The 16,098-nt window shown below is 73.4% G+C and carries 12 protein-coding genes; 5 read left to right on the top strand and 7 right to left on the bottom strand.

Annotation, left to right across the window (positions count from 1 at the left end):
• Window positions 1–16 precede the first annotated feature (16 nt).
• The 5 genes from ABT381_RS05805 to ABT381_RS05785 form a co-directional block, all read right to left on the bottom strand.
• The gene (locus ABT381_RS05805; protein ID WP_351588248.1) at window positions 17–505 is read right to left on the bottom strand and encodes a PhzA/PhzB family protein; all 489 of its coding nucleotides are present in this window, start codon (window positions 503–505) and stop codon (window positions 17–19) included.
• A gap of 328 nt (window positions 506–833) precedes the next feature.
• Window positions 834–1,847, bottom strand: coding sequence for a ParB/RepB/Spo0J family partition protein (locus ABT381_RS05800; protein WP_351588245.1), 1,014 nt, complete (start codon window positions 1,845–1,847; stop codon window positions 834–836).
• A 105-nt stretch (window positions 1,848–1,952) separates the two neighbouring features.
• On the bottom strand, window positions 1,953–3,110 hold the full coding sequence (locus ABT381_RS05795) for an IS701 family transposase (RefSeq protein WP_467754196.1): 1,158 nt from the start codon (window positions 3,108–3,110) through the stop codon (window positions 1,953–1,955).
• A 334-nt stretch (window positions 3,111–3,444) separates the two neighbouring features.
• Entirely contained in the window at window positions 3,445–5,586 is a 2,142-nt protein-coding gene (gene pabB, locus ABT381_RS05790) for an aminodeoxychorismate synthase component I (protein WP_351588239.1), read from the bottom strand.
• Window positions 5,587–5,681: 95 nt separating this feature from the next.
• Complete coding sequence (locus ABT381_RS05785) at window positions 5,682–6,416, bottom strand: methyltransferase domain-containing protein (protein WP_351588236.1); 735 nt, start codon at window positions 6,414–6,416, stop codon at window positions 5,682–5,684.
• 276 nt (window positions 6,417–6,692) lie between these two features.
• On the opposite strand from ABT381_RS05785, the gene ABT381_RS05780 reads away from it, so the two are divergent.
• Together ABT381_RS05780 and tal are read left to right on the top strand one after the other, a co-directional pair.
• Window positions 6,693–8,645, top strand: a complete 1,953-nt coding sequence (locus tag ABT381_RS05780) for a helix-turn-helix domain-containing protein (RefSeq protein WP_351588233.1) — start codon at window positions 6,693–6,695, stop codon at window positions 8,643–8,645.
• A gap of 264 nt (window positions 8,646–8,909) precedes the next feature.
• Window positions 8,910–10,025 (top strand): transaldolase, encoded by a 1,116-nt coding sequence (gene tal / locus ABT381_RS05775; RefSeq protein ID WP_351588230.1) that lies wholly within the window; start codon window positions 8,910–8,912, stop codon window positions 10,023–10,025.
• A gap of 267 nt (window positions 10,026–10,292) precedes the next feature.
• Here tal and ABT381_RS05770 read toward each other — a convergent pair whose 3' ends face one another.
• Window positions 10,293–11,423, bottom strand: coding sequence for an acyl-CoA dehydrogenase family protein (locus ABT381_RS05770; protein ID WP_351588227.1), 1,131 nt, complete (start codon window positions 11,421–11,423; stop codon window positions 10,293–10,295).
• Between the two features lie 128 nt (window positions 11,424–11,551).
• Here ABT381_RS05770 and ABT381_RS05765 point away from each other — a divergent pair, with 128 nt between their 5' ends.
• Window positions 11,552–13,171 (top strand): AMP-binding protein, encoded by a 1,620-nt coding sequence (locus tag ABT381_RS05765; protein WP_351588224.1) that lies wholly within the window; start codon window positions 11,552–11,554, stop codon window positions 13,169–13,171.
• Window positions 13,172–13,175: 4 nt separating this feature from the next.
• A complete protein-coding gene (locus tag ABT381_RS05760; RefSeq protein WP_351588222.1) occupies window positions 13,176–14,036 on the top strand; it encodes a PaaX family transcriptional regulator in 861 nt (286 codons plus the stop codon).
• Window positions 14,037–14,190: 154 nt separating this feature from the next.
• Here the strand turns inward: ABT381_RS05760 and ABT381_RS05755 are convergent, their stop codons facing one another.
• The gene (locus ABT381_RS05755) at window positions 14,191–14,955 is read right to left on the bottom strand and encodes an HAD family hydrolase (protein ID WP_351588219.1); all 765 of its coding nucleotides are present in this window, start codon (window positions 14,953–14,955) and stop codon (window positions 14,191–14,193) included.
• Window positions 14,956–15,500: 545 nt separating this feature from the next.
• Between ABT381_RS05755 and ABT381_RS05750 the strand changes: the two genes are divergently transcribed.
• On the top strand, window positions 15,501–16,098 hold a 598-nt coding region (locus ABT381_RS05750; RefSeq protein ID WP_351588216.1), incomplete at its 3' end, for a TetR family transcriptional regulator.

Below are 16,098 nucleotides of genomic sequence, written 5' to 3'. Positions count from 1 at the left end.
CGAGGGGGAGGAACCGTCAGGTGGGTATTCCTTCGCGCTTGATCTCGGGCACCGGAATGCCGAGCGCGCGCAGCTGCTCGAAGGGGTTCATGAACTCGCGGTTCTGCTTGATCTTCCCGTTCTCCAGCGAGAACGAGTGCAGGAAGTGATTCTCGTAGTAACCCTCGGGATAACCGGGGAACCGAATCTTGCCGTGCCCGTCGCATTCGACCCAGAAGTGGTTCGGGTCATCCGTCTCGAAAACGCGGATGTTGTACCACTCCCAGTCCGGGAAGCACTTCAGCGACCAGACGGCGTGCTCGGCGAGGCGGTCCCGTCCGTTGATGACGATCGGGGAACCGGTGTCGGTGGTCCACAGGCCACCGCTGCCGTCCTCGGTGAAGAGCTTGTGCCGCCGGAGGCGGGCCTCGCCCTTGGTGTGCATGTACTGCTCCACGACGGCCCGGTGCGCGCGGCGCAGTTCGGCCGCGTCGGCGAATCCCTGGGAGGCTGCGGTTTCAGACATGGAAATCCCTTCGCAGTGCATGGCTGATGACTGCCGGATGAATGGCGGAGGCGCTTTGCGCGCAGGAGGTCCGGACGGCGGGAAAGCGCGTCACGGGCCGGCCGGATGTCGCTCGCCGAAGGCGGCGGTCACGGCAATTCCCGTATCGGACTCATCGCAGCCTAATGACCGGATGCCGGGTACGGAAGAATCTTCAACGGTCGGATTTCAACAGTCGGATTTCTTTGCCGCGGACGCGGAAATACGGGCACGCCGGGGCGGCCCGTCGGTACGGGCTGCCCCGGCGCTCGGCCCGGGAAGGCAGGAAGCCTGGACGCCTGGGGGAAGGTCAGGCGGCGCCCTGGACGCGCGGGGGGACCGCGTCGGCCAGGGCGTTCCACTCGGCGGCCCGCTGGGCGGCGACGGTGCGCACCAGTGGTGCGCAGTGTCCGGGCAGGGCGGCCGCGATCCGCCGCCACTGGTGGGGGGTGAGCTCGGTGGCGAGAAGGGCGCGCAGCAGCTGCCGGCCGGGCTCGCTGCCCTTCAGGGACGGGTCCTTGACGAGTTTGCGCACCGCCGTGGCCACCGGGTCGGGGCGCTCCTCGCCCTCCCCCGTCCCGCTCCCGGCGTCGAGCCGCAGGGACGGCCCGGCAGGTGCATTCGTACGCGCCAGGGGCCCGCCGGAGCCGCGGCCGCCCCCTGGCACGGGGTCCTCGCCCCGCCGCAGCCGGTCGCGCACGTCGCGCACCGTCGCCGTGGACAGCCCCGACCTGCGCGCCAGTTCGCGCAGCGAGGCGGTGGGGTCGGCCGCGATCAGGCCGGCCGCGCGCAGCCGCCCGTCGAGGCTGCTGACCGGCCGTACGGTGCCGTCCCTGCCGACCCTGGTGTGCGGCTGAGGAATTTCCGCACTCGCACACCCGCGCAGCTTGCCGACGGTCTTGCCGCTGAGGCCGGTGCGCTCCGCGATGGCCCGGTCGGACCAGTGGGGGTGGGTACGCAGGATGCGCTCGGCTGCGGCGCGGCGCTCGGCCCGTGACAGCGGCAGGCCGTGCCGGACGTTCAGCTGGACGGAGAGCACGTACGCGTCCGCTTCGCTGCCGTCGAAGAAGCGCACCGCGATGGCGTGGTGGCCGCGCAGCCGGGCGGCGCGGAGCCGGTGCATGCCGTCGATGACCCGCATCGTCGGCCGGTGCACGACGATGGCCTCGAACTCCCGGCCGGAGTCGGCGAGCGCGCGGACGTGGCTCTCGTCGCAGGAACCGCCGCGCGGCGAGTCGGACGGCTTGAGCCGGTCGATCGGCACGCTCTCGACGGTCGCGGAACCGGGCCGGCCGTCACCGTCCGGCTTCCCGATGGATGTCACGGATGCTCCCCCTCCGGGCCGCCGGAAATCGTCTCCGCGCGGCGCCCTGTGGCCTGAATCGTGCGGCACGCGCGGACCGGCGCCAACGCCGGCGGCGCGACTACGTCAGGTGGTCCGGAGTCCGTCAAGTCCCCGCCCTGCGCCCACTGGTGGGGCGCCGCCGGTGCGCGACAGGGCGGCCACGGCGTGCGCGGCGGAGGCCAGGGTCATGTGGCGGTGCCAGCCGCGGAACGAGCGGCCCTCGAAGTCCTTGAGCCCCACGTCCTCGCCCGCCGCCGCGAGGTCCTGGCAGGCCCGGCCGCCGAGCCCGGTCAGCCGCAGCAGCGCCCCCGCGGGGACCGCCGTCATATTGGTGACCCACAGGGCGGCGGGCGGGCCCTGCGGGTCCCGCCACTCCCCGACGAGCACGAGGTCACCCGGGGCGTCGGCCGCGCCGCCCCGGCGCCGGCGCGGCGGCTCGCCGACGCACGCCACCCGGACCGCGACGGCCAGCGTGTCGCCCGTGCCGGCCGCGCGGACGGGGCGGCGCAGCCCGCGCACGCCCGCGAGGATCCGCTCGGCCGTCAGCGCTCCCCCGTCGTAGCCGGGCAGCGCCGGGTCGCCCATCATGAGCCGGTCCGTCCCGCGGATCCGGGCGATCACCGGGACCCCGGCGGCGCTGAACCGGCCGATGGTGGCGCCGATCCGGTTGATGTGGGTGTTGAGCACCACCGGGCGGGCGGGCACCCGCCAGGACGCCATCACCTCCAGTACAGCCGCCGCGGCGCACTGTTCCAGGGTCTCCCCGCCCGCTCCCTCGGGGATCTCGGCCTGGCGCCGCCGCTCCTCGTCACCGTCCCAGGAGCCCGGCAGGAAAAGCCGCCAGTTGACGGGGGTGTTGAGCGTCTCGGTGGCGTACCACACGCCGAAGGCGCGCTGGCCCCGGAAGATGCCCGTACAGGGGTCGACGCCGTAGTCCACGCCCACCGACTGGTCGCCGGCCTTGGGGATGGCCATCGGGTGCACCACCCATGCCTGCGGCGTGGCGAGCCGCGAGAGGTGGCCGGCGAGCGCCTCGCGCACGGGCTGCCAGTCCCAGGTGGAGCTGCTGATGAAGTGGTGCAGGCTCTGCTCGGTGGCCGAACCGCCCACCTGGGCCGCGATGTTACGGATGGACTTGCGGCCCTCCGTCTGCAGCAGCCCGCGCAGGTACTGCTCCCCCTTGCGGCGCTGGTCCCTGCGGGCGAACGAGGCGAACAGCACGTCGCCCAGTCCGCGGGTCACCGCCTCCCGGGCCTCCGGCGCTCCCGCGGGCCCGGACGGCGCGGCGGACCAGGACTGCTCGCGTACCGCTCTTCCTGCACTGACGGACACAACCACGGGTCTCCCCCTCTGACACGGTGATCCTTCGACCGCCTCAAGAATCGCTCCGGCCGGCCGCCTCGGACGAGGTGCGCAGGCTCCCCTCTTGCGCCTCCGGGTGGTGCTCCCACCACCACCCGGCCGCCCTGTCACGCCTTTTGTGCCGCCCGCGCGCGGCCGCTGCGGTGGCGGGGACACCGTGCCGGTGGTGCGGGCACCGCGACGGGGCGGGGCCCGCACCACCGCTTCCCGGGAGTCACCCGGGGACCGAGTCCGTCCTGCGGCGGCCCGGGAACTCGGCTCCGGTGAGCATCAGCAGCGGCGCCGATTTGACCGCCGTCTCCTCGAACTCCTCCTCCGAGTCCGACAACGCGACGATGGCTCCGCCCACGCCGTAGCGGACGCGCCCGGGCGTGACCACCGCCGTGCGGATCGCCACGCTCAGGTCGGCGGCCCCGGACAGCGAGAAGTAGCCGATGGCCCCCGAGTAGACGCCGCGCGGTCCGCCCTCCAGCCGGTCGATGATCTGCATCGTGCGTACCTTCGGCGCGCCCGTCATGGACCCGGCGGGGAACGCGGCCCGCACACACTCCACCGCGGTACGGTCAGCGCGCAGCCTGGCGCGTACGGTGCTGACCAGTTGATGGACGGTGGCGTACGACTCGACGTCGAAGAGCCCCGTGACCTCGACGGAGCCGATCTCGGCGTGCCGGCCGAGGTCGTTGCGCACCAGGTCGACGATCATCAGGTTCTCCGCGCGGTCCTTCTCGTTCGCGCGCAGCTCCGCGACGATCGCGGCGTCCTCCGACGCGGTCGCCCCGCGCGGCCGGGTGCCCTTGATCGGCTTGGACTCGGCGACGCCCGCCGCGCTCACCCGCAGGAACCGCTCGGGCGACGTGCTGAGCACGGACAGCGCGCCGAAGCGCAGCAGCGCGGCGTACGGGGCGGGGCTGAAGCGGCGCAGCGCGCGGTAGCCCTCCCACGGGTCGAGGGGGCAGTCCGCCTCGGCCAGGTTCGTCAGGCAGACCTCGTAGGTCTCCCCGGCGGCGATCTCCTCCTGGCAGGCGTCGATCAGCCGCAGGTAGCCGTCGCGCTCGTGGCGCAGCCGGATCCCGGCGGTCGGGGCCGGCGGGGCCGGTTCGCCGGCGGGCACACCCGCGAGGGACTCCAGCGTCCGCGCGGTGGCGGTGAGCCAGGAGCGCGCGTCGCGCTCGTCGTCGTCCTCCGCCAGCGCCAGCAGATGGGTGGTCCCGGTGAGGTGGTCCAGGACCACGGCGCGGTCGGCGAACACCATGGCGGCGTCGGCGTCCTCCGCCTGGTGCACCAGGTCGCCGCCGCACTCCGTCTTCAGCTCGTACCCGAGGTAGCCGACCCAGCCGAGGGTGAATTCGAAGGGCACGTCGGGCAGCTCGGTCTCCATGCCGCGCAGGTCCCGGTCGAGCCAGTCGAGGAACTCGCCCGTGACGATCTGCAGGCCCTCGGCGGAGCTCACCGTGACGGTGCGGCTCCACACATCGGCCTTGGCCACGCGCGCGAGCGGCCCCGCGGCGTCGCCCATGACGGAGAACCGCCCGGCGTCCGCGTCGGCCCTGCTGCTGTCCAGCCAGAACGCGTTCTCGCTGCGGCCGAAGAGCCGCTGGTGGGCGACCTCGTCGCGCCATCGTGTCGGCAGCTGCTCGGTCAGGACACGCAGCCGGCGCACGACGGGTACGTCGGGGGCGGCGGGCGTGACGGGTCCGGCGGGCTCGACGGGCTCCGCGACGGCGGGTACGTGCGGTGCGTCTCGTCGTCCGGCACCGCGTCCGGTACCCCGTCCCGCCTGCCATTCCGCGGTCAGCTCGCGGAAGTTCGCCAGGAGTTCATGGCCGTACTGGGTGAGGATCGACTCCGGGTGGAACTGCACTCCCCACAGGGGGCGGGACCGGTGCCGGTGCCCCATCAGGACGCCGTCCTCGGTCCACGCCACCGCCTCCATCCCGTCCGGCAGGTCCGTCACCGCCAGCGAGTGGTAGCGCACCACTTCGAAGGGCGAGGGCAGGCCGCGGAAGAGTCCGGTGCCGGTGTGCCGCACCAGTGACGTGCGGCCGTGCCGCGGCTCCGGGGCCCGGGCGACGGTGCCGCCGTGCAGCAGCGCCAGCCCCTGGTGGCCCAGGCAGATGCCGAGCACCGGAATGTCGCCGCGTTCGGCGATCTCCCGGCAGATTCCGAAATCGGCCGGGCGGCCGGGGTTTCCGGGTCCCGGTGACAGTACGACGTTGTCGAATTCGGCGAGCAGCGCCGGATCCCACCGCGGGTCGTCGTTCCGGAGCACCACGGGCTCGACTCCGTTGACCCGGGACAGGTAGTGGTGGAGGTTGAAGGTGAAGGAGTCGTAGTTGTCTATCAGCAGAGTCCGCACGATTCTTTTCTCAGCTCGGGAAGGAGTACGAAGGAGTACGTACGAAGGGGAGTACTCGGGGCCGACAAGGCTTTCTCGCATTCGGCGCCGCCGGTTCAGCGGGCCGCCGCGCGCCGCTCGGTCGCCGTATCGGTGATCTCCAGAAGAAAGTGCCCGACGTTTTCCGCGCCCTCGCGCACCGTGCGGCTGCGCAGCACCCGCAGCCGGCGGCCGCAGTCCGCGGCCATCGCCTCCAGCGACGCGAGGTCGCCGCGCTCGCTGAAGTGCAGCAGGGCCCTTCCGCCGGGCGTCACGTACGACGGTGCCTCGGCGAGATAGCGCCGGTGAGCGCGGTAGCCGGGGTCGACGTACGCCTGCTCGTGCACCGACAGGTAGCGGTACTCCGGCGGGGCCAGGACGAAATTCGAGTGCCAGTAAACGGTGTCGTACCGGTCGCCCGGCACGAGTCCGTCGAAGAGGTCGCTGTGCACGGCTTTCACGCGGTCGGCCACGTGGTGGCGGGCCGCGTTCATGGCGGCGTTCCGTACGGCGTCCGCGCTGATATCGAGGGCCGTGACGCGGTCGCAGCCCGCCCGTGCGGCGGACACGGCGATGATTCCGGTACCGCAGCCGACCTCCAGGAACGAGCCACGCCACAGTGCCGGGTCCGGCCCGGTGAGGCCGAGGAGTTCCATGGCCGCGCCGGTCGAGGCGGAGAAAGGCGGCGCGAACACCCCGTCCAGCAAATCCCATTCGGCGCCCGCCATGGCGAACGTCCGCGGCCGTTCCTTGTGCAGCAGCGCCGCTCTGCTCCGCTCCAGAGAAAGCACGTAGTTCTTGATCGCGGCCATCCCGCCCCCGTTTCTCATTGATCGCCGCGAACGTCGTCGCCACCCCCGGGCGAAGTCCGTTCCCGGCCCCCGCGTTGATCGTTGCCGAGCCGGACGGCGGGCAAAAGGTGGTCCCACAACACCGCGCGGCCGCCGAGTGATGTCGCAGCCACCGGCAGAATGCGAATTTCCAGGTCAGCCGCTTGACCGGGGCTTGACTCGTGCTTGACTCGGCCCACGGCGGCACATACATTCAAGCGGCTCGACGCGTTCGGGGTCTCGGGGGGAGATGCAAAGGTGAAGGGCGAGGAGTCCATCGGCGTCCCGGCACTGGCCGTTCTGGAACTGCTCGCGCAGGATTCACCGCCGGACCGGTTCCACGAACTGCTCCAGCGCGGCCGGCGGCTGTCCCTGTCACCGGACGGGCTCGCCGATCTCCAGCGGGCGACGCATCTGGCGCTGGACGTCCAGGCGTCGGTCAGCCAGCGCCGCCGGCGCGAGACCTTCATGACCGGGCTCGTGGACACCGTGCACGACATGGCGGCGCCCTCCAGCCCCGACACCCTGCTGAAGGTCGTCACGAGCCGGGCCCGCAGACTGCTCGGCTTCGACATGGCGTACGTCAGCCTGCGCGACGCCGAGGACAACTCCTACATCCACAGCTCGGACGGCGACACGACGGCCCTCAACACCGGCCTCGTGGTGCGCAAGCAGCGCGGTCTGAGCGACCTGGTCCGCACCACGGGCGCGCCCTTCTGGACCACGGACTACCTCAACGACGACCGGATCCCGCACTGGGAGGAGGTCGACGCCGTCGTCCGCGCGGAGTGCCTCTCCGCGATCATGGCGGTGCCGATCCTGCGCGGGAGCGAGCCGATCGGCGTGCTCTACGGGGCCAACCGCGTGGTGCGGCACTTCACGCCCGACGAGATCAGCGTGATGCGCTCGCTCGCGGACTTCGCCTCGGTCGCCCTGGAGAAGGCCGAACTCCTCGACCGTACGCGCTCGGAGATCGCCGAGCTGGAGTCCCTGGGCGCCCGGGCGCGGGCCACCGTCGCGCGCATGACGTACCTGGAGGACGCCCAGTCCCGGCTGGCCTCGCTGGTCCTCGACGGCAGCGACCTGCAGCAGCTCGCGAGCACCGCGGCCGAGGCACTGGACGGCGGGCTGGTGGTGAGCGACGCGTACGGGCGGGTCCTGACGTCGGCCGGGGAGGCGTCCGGGCTCACCGATGCGGTGACGGACCGGGCCGTGCTGGAGGCGCACGCGGCGGGCGAGCCGGTCGCCCTCGCGGCGGACCTCTGGGCGGCCCCGGTCAGCGCGGGGGCCGAGAACCTCGGCATCGTCCTGTTCCGGCCCGCCGCCGGACTCGACGCCGAAGGGCGGCGGTTCCTCCGCTTCGCCGGGCAGGCGGTGGCCATGCTGCTGGTGATCCAGCGCAGCACGGCGGTCGCGGCCGGGCCGGTCCGTGACGAGTTCTTCGACGAGCTCCTCGCCGTGCCGCTGCGCGCGCCGCACCGGCTCGCCACGCGCGCCCAGCGGCTCCAGGTGGACCTGGACGAGCCGTACGTCGTCGTGGCGATCCGGCCCGAGGGCAGCGAGCACGGCAAGGCCGTCGTGTGGGCCTCGTCGTACAGCTCCCGGCACCGCGGGCTCAAGACGGTACGGGACGGGCGCATCGTGCTGCTGCTGCCCGGCTCCGACGCCTCGGCCGCGGCGCGCGCCGTGTCCGACGAGCTGTCGCCCTCCCTGACGCAGCCCGTGACCGTCGGCGCGGCCGGTCCCGGCACCGGGCTCGCGTCGGTGGCCCGGGTGCACCACGAGGCGCAGCGCTGCCTGGACACACTGGCCATCCTGGGCGAGGCGGGGAACGCCGCCTCCATGGCCGACCTCGGCTTCCTCGGGCTGCTGCTCTCCGACGACCGGGACGTGGACGGGTTCGTCGCCTCGGCCATCGGTCCCCTGCTGGACCACGACGCCGAGCGCGGAGCCGATCTCGTCGGCACCGTGGAGGCGTACTTCGCCTCGGGCCAGAGCCCCACCCGCGCGGCGGAGGCCCTGTACATCCACGCCAACACCGTGGCCCGCCGGCTCGACCGGATCACGGAACTGCTCGGGTCCGGCTGGCAGAAGGGCGAGCGCGCGGTCGAGGTCCAGCTCGCCCTGCGCCTGGTGCGGGCCCGGGAGGTGCTGCGGCAGCAGCGGGAGACGGCCGCCCCCGGCCGACGGTCCGGTCCGGCGGAGGCGTAGGCGCCGCTGCCCGGCCGGGCACGCCGGCGCCGGCCCGCATGCCCCTCGGGGCGCGGATTCTTGCCCGAACGGCCAGAAATCGCGGGCTACTTGACGGAGTCCGGTGCGCCCCCTTTTGGTTCCCCGCGCCCTGAGCGAGGGTCGGTGTGTGCAGTACATTCCCCACCCCGCACGGGGCACCACCGGACGCCCGGCCGCCGCGGCCGCCCCGTCCGCCGCGCGGACCGCGCGCCACCGCCGCGTCACCCTCCGCCGGCGGGCCCGATGACCGCGCCACGGCTGCGGCAGCTGAACGACGCGGGGATCTCCTTCTGGCTCGACGGCATCAGCCGCTTCCTGCTGGGCAGCGGCGCCCTGGCAGCGCTGGTGAAGGACTGGCGCGTGTCCGGCGCCACGACGAACCCCGAGCTGTTCCTCCACGCGGTGACCGCGGGACCCGCGTACGCGGAACAGCTGCGGGGCCTGGCCGCGCGCGAGGCCACCGTGGAACAGGCCGTGTGGGAGCTGACGGCCCATGACCTGCGGTGGGCCTGTGACGTACTGCTGCCCGTCCACCTCGCGCGGCACGGCACGACGGGGCTGGTGTCGGTGGACATCGATCCGCGGCTCTCCGGCGACAGTGCGGCGACCGTGGAGTGGGCCCGCCGGCTGTGGCGGGAGATCGACCGGCCCAACCTGCTGATCAGGATTCCGGCCACCGACACGGGCCTTGCGGCGATCACCGGCTGTCTCGCCGAGGGCATCGGCGTGAACGCCGCGGCGGTGTTCTCGGCCGAGCGCTATCAGCAGGTCGCCGACGCGCATCTCGCCGGTCTGGAGCTGGCCTCCCGGGCGGGCCGCCCGCTGGCCCGCATCCATTCCGTGGCGTCGTTCCACGTCAGCCCGATCGACTGTGCGGTGGACCCGCTGCTCGACGGCATCGGTACGGAGGCGGCGCTGGCCCTGCGCGGCAAGACCGCCCTGGCCGTCGCCCGGCTCGCCCTCGCGCGGCACAGGAGGACGTACGACGGCGCCGCCTGGCAGCCGCACGCGCGGCTCGGGGCCCGGCGCCAGCGGCTGTTGTGGACCGCGACGACGGTGCACGACACCGTGTACCGCGACACCCACTACGCGGACGGGCTGTTCGCGCCGGGCACGGTCAGCGCGATGCCGGAGCAGCTCCTGTGGGCGGTGGCCGACCACGGCCGCATCCAGCGCGTCCAGCAGGAGGAGGCGACCGGGGCGGAGGCCGCGCGTACGCTCGACTCCCTTGCGCGGCTGGGCGTTCCGCTGGACGACGTCCCGCGCCGGCTCGAAGCCGCCGCCCACGAGGAGGCGACGGTCTCGCGGTACCGCCTGCTCGACGCCGTCACCACGGCGCTCAAGAAGGCCCGCCCCTGAGAGCCCGTGCCCAGCCCCCGCCGGGGGCAATGGCAGAACCCCGGTCTCCGTGCGGAGACCGGGGTTCGTCGCGAGCGCTGGGCAGGCCTTGCACCTGCATCTCCCCGCAGGAAGCGGGGCGTCTTTCCTTGGACCACCAACGCCTGGGCCGTCACCGGTTTCCCGGCGGCGCGCTCAAGATCAACTCTACCGCACGGCCGGGAGCTCGGCCACCGGCTCCCGGTGGACGAAGTCGACCAGGAGTTCCCACCGGAGACAGTACGTCCGTCAGCGGTACAGCTCCCGCGCGATGATCGTCCGCTGCACCTCCGTCGCGCCCTCGTAGATGCGCGGCGCGCGCACCTCCCGGTAGAGGTGTTCCAGCAGGTGGCCGCGGCGCAGGGCGCGGGCGCCGTGGATCTGCACGGCGGCGTCGACGGCCTCCTGGGCGGTCTCGGTGGCGAGCAGCTTGGCCATGGCGGCGCGCTTGGCGATGCCGGGCGCGCCCGCGTCGTAGGCCGCGGCCGCCGCGTACACCAGCAGCCGGGCCGCCTCGATACGGGTGGCGAGGTCGGCGAGGCGGTGGGAGACGGACTGCAGGTCCTTCAGGGGCGCGCCGAACGCCTCACGGGTGGCGGCGTGTTCCAGTGCGGCGTCCAGCGCCGCCTGGGCCATGCCGACGGCGAAGGCGCCGACGCTGGGCCGGAAGAGGTTCAGGGTGCGCATCGCGACGCCGAAGCCGTGGCCCGGCTCGCCCAGGACGTCGGCGCGGGTGACGGGGACGCCGTCGAAGACCAGCGTGCCGATGGGGTGCGGGCTGAGCATGTCCAGGTGCTCGCCGCTCAGTCCGGGGCGGTCGGCGGGGACGAGGAAGGCGGTGACGCCGCGGGCGCCGGGGGCCTCGCCGGTGCGCGCGAAGACGGTGGCGAAGTCCGCCTCGGGCGCGTTGGAGATCCAGCACTTCTCGCCGGTGAGCCGCCAGCCGCTGCCGCCGGGGCCGTCCGGCTCTGCGGCCAGGCTGAGCGCCGCCGCGTCGGACCCGGCGCCGGGCTCGCTGAGCGCGAAGGCGGCGACCGCGCGCCCGGCGGTGACCTCCGGCAGCCAGCGCGCTCGCTGCTCCTCGGTACCGGATTGGAGTACCGGATAGGTGCCGAGCCCCTGGAGGGCGAGCGCCGTCTCCGCCTCGGTGCACTCCTGCGCCAGGGACTCCCGCAACAGGCACAGGTCCAGGGCGCGGACGGTGCCACCCTCGGGGAACAGCCGGCGCAGCAGCCCCAGTTCGCCGAGCGCGGCCACCAGCGGGCGGTTGACCCGGCCCGGCTCGCCCTTCTCGGCGAGCGGGCGCAGCTGTGCGGCGGTCAGGGCCCGGAGTTCGGCACACCAGGCCACGTCCCCGGCGTCGAGCGCGAATGCGGTCACAGGGCGGCTCCCTTATCGCGGTCTGTTGACTGTCGTCACGAACACGTTACGCTGGCGAACCGTCCGTACGGCAGTCCCCGGCGGCCCTCGGACACCACGGCTGAGCGTCACGAGGGGGCGCATGCGTCATGGACCTACAGCCTTCGGCCCACGCCGACACCTTCACCCGCGACCATCTCCCACCACCCCAGCAGTGGCCGCACCTCGGCGATATGGGGTATCCCGACCGGCTCAACTGCGGTACGGAGCTGCTGGACGGCTCGCTGAACCGGTTCGGCGCGGGGCGGCCCGCCCTGCGCGACGGCACCGGGACGGTCTGGACGTACGGAGAGCTGCGCGAGCGCGTCAACCGCATCGCGCACGTACTGAGCGACGACCTCGGCGTGCGGCCCGGCGCGCGAGTACTGCTGCGCGGGCCGAACTCCCCCGCGCTCGCCGCCTGTTGGCTGGCGGTGATGAAGGCGGGCGCGGTGGCGGTGACCGTACCGGCCGCGCAGCGCACCCATGAGCTGGCCACCCTGTGCGACATCGCGCGTATCCGCCATGCGGTGTGCGACGTACGGTCGGTGGACGACCTGGCCAAGGCCGCGCTGCCCGGCCTCGCGGTCACCGCGTACGGCGGCGGGGCACCGGACGACCTGCTGCGCCTGGCCGCCGGCAAGCCCGCCGAGTACGCCGCGGTGGACACCGCCGCCGACGACGTCGCGCTGATCGCGTTCACCTCCGGCACCACCGGGCGCCCCAAGGGCTGCATGCACTTCCACCGGGACGTGCTCGCCATCGCCGACACGTTTTCGGCACGCGTGCTGCGCCCCGTGCCGGACGACGTCTTCGCGGGCAGCCCGCCGCTGGGCTTCACCTTCGGCCTCGGCGGCCTGGTGGTCTTCCCGCTGCGGGCCGGGGCCAGCGCGCTGCTCACCGAAGGGAACGGGCCGCGCGGACTGCTCCGCGACATCGCGGCCCACCGCGTCTCCGTCCTGTTCACGGCGCCCACCGCCTACCGCGCGATGCTGCCCGAACTGGCCGGGTACGACGTCTCCTCGCTGCGCCGCTGCGTCTCGGCGGGCGAGAACCTGCCCGCCGCCACCTGGCACGCCTGGCGCGAGGCGACCGGCCTGCGGCTCATCAACGGCATCGGCGCGACGGAGCTGCTGCACATCTTCCTCTCGGCCGCCGACGAGGCCGCCCGTCCCGGGGTCACCGGGGTGCCGGTGCCGGGGTACGAGGCGCGGGTGGTGGACGCGGCGGGGCGGCCGCTGCCGGACGGCGAGCCGGGGCTGCTGGCCGTGCGCGGTCCGACCGGCTGCCGCTACCTCGCCGACCCGCGCCAGCTGGAGTACGTACGGGACGGCTGGAACCTCACCGGCGACACCTATGTGCGCGAGCCGGACGGCTACTTCCGCTATGTCGCGCGCGCCGACGACATGATCATTTCGGCCGGGTACAACATCGCCGGGCCCGAGGTCGAGGAGGCGCTGCTGCGGCACCCGGCGGTGGCCGAGGCCGCGGTGGTCGGCCGTGCCGACGCGGCGCGCGGACAGGTGGTCGTGGCCCATGTGGTGCTCGGCACGGACCTCCCCCGTTCGGAGGAAACCGTCGCCGCGCTGCGGGAGTTCACCAAGGCCGAGATCGCGCCGTACAAGTGCCCGCGCGAGATCGTCTTCCACGACGCGCTTCCCCGGACGCCGACCGGCAAACTCCAGCGCTTCCGGCTGCGCGCGCCTCTTCAGGGCGCCCCTTTAGAGTGACGGCGTGAGTGACCCGCAGCCGCAGCGCACCCCACGGTCCCTGATCGTCACCTTCTACGGCGCGTACGGACGCGACGCGAAGGGGGAACCGCTGGGGCCGGTGCCGGTGGCCGCGCTGATCACGCTGCTGGGCGTGGTGGGCGTGGACCCGCCGTCGGTGCGCTCGGCGGTCTCCCGGCTCAAGCGCCGCGAGCTGCTGGTGCCCGCGCGCACGCCGGCGGGGGGCGCCGGATACGCGCTGTCGGCGGACGCGCGCGAGCTGCTGGCCGACGGCGACCGGCGGATCTACGGGCGGCCCGCCGCCCGGGCGAGCGACGGCTGGGTGCTGGCGGTGTTCTCGGTACCCGAGGAGGAGCGGCACAAGCGGCACCTGCTGCGCTCCCGGCTGGCCCGGCTCGGCTTCGGTACCGCGGCTCCGGGCGTATGGATCGCGCCGGGCCATCTCTACGAGGAGACCCGGCACGTGGTGCGGCGCCTCCAACTCGATCGGTACGTCGACCTCTTCACCGGCGCGCATGCCGGGTTCGCGCCCACGGTGGAGGCGGTGGCGCGCTGGTGGGACCTGCCCGCGATCGCCGGGCGGCACCGCGCGTTCCTCGACGCGCACGAGCCGGTGCTGCGGCGCTGGACCCGCCGGCGCGGGACGGTGCCGGAGGCGGCGTACCACGACTATCTGCTGGCCCTGGACGCCTGGCGGCGCCTGCCGTACGCCGATCCTGGCCTGCCCGCCGCGCTGTTGCCGGAGGACTGGCCCGGCGGCCGCGCGGCGGCGGTCTTCGGCCGGCTGCACCGGCGGCTGCACGCGGCGGGCGCGGAGTTCGCGCACGGGGTACTGGCTGAGCGGGGCGCACTGGGTCCCGGGTGAGGGACGGGCCTCCGCATGGGGGGTCCGGCGTGCCGACGGGCGGGAGACGGCCGTCAGGGTGGCGGCGCGGCCGCGCGTGAGGCACGTCGTGCGGAGCGGGCGTCGTACGGGGCGGACGCGGATACGGCCCCAGGAGGACGGGCAGTGGAGCGCCTCAGCGCATCCGGTGGTGCCCGGCGGCCATCTCGACCGGGCGGGGGCGGGTGGCGGCCACGGCGGCGACCACGTCACGGAAGGAGCTGCACATCCGGGTGCCGGCCACCGCGGCCAGCTCCCCGAAGCGGCCCACGCCGTAGGTCACGGCGATCGGGGCCATGTGGGCGGTGACGGCCATGCGCATGTCGCCGACGGTGTCGCCGACGTACGCGCTCTCGCGCGGCGAGACGCCGAGCTGGGAGACGGCGCGCAGCGCCATCTCCGGGTGCGGCTTGCCGCGCCGCACCATGTCGTGGCAGACGACCGGGCCGACCAGGTCGCGGATGCCCATCACGTCCAGCAGCGCCTCGGCGCTGCGCGCCACCTTGGAGGTGGCCACGGCCAGTTCGATGCCGTGCGCGCGCAGCGCGGACAGGCCGGAGGAGACGCCGGGGAACAGCAGCCGCGGGCCCTCACGGAGCACTTCGTGTGCGAAGAGTTCGCGGTAGCGACCCATCGCGGTGAGCACCGCCTCGTCCGTCTCCGGGCGGCCGAGCAGCTGCCCGAAGGCGGCGGGGGCCGGCTTGCCGACCGCGGCCGCGGCCTGCCGGGGCGTCACCCGGCGCCCCTGCTCCGCGACCACCTTCGAGAGCAGCCGGCCAATGGCGGGCAGCGTGTCGGCGAGGGTGCCGTCCAGGTCGAATACGACAGCCCGGATCGGAACCGCGCCACCGCCCCGCGGCGCCCCCCCGATGCCTTCGCCGACGTCCGCTGAATCGCGCATTGCTCGATACCTTCCGATGCGTTGACGGGCCGGCCGGAGTCCAGGACTCCCACCGGCGATGAGGAACTGAAACCGATGCATGTGTGAAGAGTGAAGCGAATCCGTCGGCACGCAACGCCGCGGGGGCCTGGCGGGGAAGCGTTACAACGGCTTTCATGGAGGCAACGCGTTTCGTTGCTCGCCTTTGCAGATTTAAAAACCGCCTGCGCTGTTTGTCAATGCGCTGAGCCACACCTCACACACAACGCGTACACGACCGCAACGCCTGTGACGCCCGGGACGAACCGCGACCCGACCGCCACAGGGCCGCGATCATGGGGGTAACACTTCAGCCACCTCGGCTTCGAGGGATCGGCCGGTTACCGCGCCCGACTTTGCCGGGCCGTACCATATTGAAACCGCATGGTTGGTTTTTCTCGGTACCCTTCGCCGCATCGAACCACGTGAACCATGAACCATGTGAGCCATCGAGCCATCGGGCTCCCGCGTCACCGAGCCCTCGGCTCATCGAGCCCGCGAGCCGGACGAGAGACAGGACGGACACAGTGCCCACGCAGCACCGCGCGATCCAGAGCCGCCAGGCGCTCATCCGCTCGGCCGCCCAGAGCTTCATCGACAAGGGCGTCTCCGCCTCCGGCATGGTCGACATCAGCCGGCGCGCGAGACTGAGCAAAGGCGCGCTCTACTTCCACTTCGAGTCCAAGGAAGAGCTGACCCTCGCCGTCCGCGACGAGGCGCTCGGCGCGCTGCGCGAGCTGGAGGAGCAGTTGCTGCGCGCGCCCGACCCGGTGCTGACCGCGTCCCGCGACTTCGCCGCCGCCCTGCTGGACCGGGTGGACCGGGACATCGTCGTCCGCGCCGGACTGCGGATCCGCCCGGAGAGCGACCCCACACCCAGCGGCACCCTGCTGCACCGGCGGTGGTGCACGCTGTTCCTGGAGAAGGCCGCCGCCGACCGCTCGGCGGGCCGGCTGCCCCCGGACACCGACCCGCAGCGGCTCGCCCGGGCGCTGACCACGATGGTGGTGGGGCTGCTGGAGCTCGGCCACACGGACCGTACGTGGTGGAGCCGGGAGGCCGTGACGGACATGTGGCGGCAGCTGGTGCCCGCGCCCCGGGTGCCCGCCGGCGCCGGCGCCGGGC

Source organism: Streptomyces sp. NPDC000151, assembly GCF_040301705.1.
Taxonomy (GTDB): domain Bacteria; phylum Actinomycetota; class Actinomycetes; order Streptomycetales; family Streptomycetaceae; genus Streptomyces.
The sequence above is the reverse complement of the archived record's forward strand: the minus strand, read 5'-3'. Positions and strand labels throughout refer to the sequence as shown.

Bases quoted from the DNA above. Each gene is read 5' to 3' on its own strand.
- ABT381_RS05805 (WP_351588248.1), bottom strand. From the start codon at position 505: ATGTCTGAAACCGCAGCCTCCCAGGGATTCGCCGACGCGGCCGAACTG.
- ABT381_RS05755 (WP_351588219.1), bottom strand. From the start codon at position 14,955: ATGCGCGATTCAGCGGACGTCGGCGAAGGCATCGGGGGGGCGCCGCGG.
- ABT381_RS05765 (WP_351588224.1), top strand. From the start codon at position 11,552: ATGGACCTACAGCCTTCGGCCCACGCCGACACCTTCACCCGCGACCAT.
- tal (WP_351588230.1), top strand. From the start codon at position 8,910: ATGACCGCGCCACGGCTGCGGCAGCTGAACGACGCGGGGATCTCCTTC.
- ABT381_RS05785 (WP_351588236.1), bottom strand. From the start codon at position 6,416: ATGGCCGCGATCAAGAACTACGTGCTTTCTCTGGAGCGGAGCAGAGCG.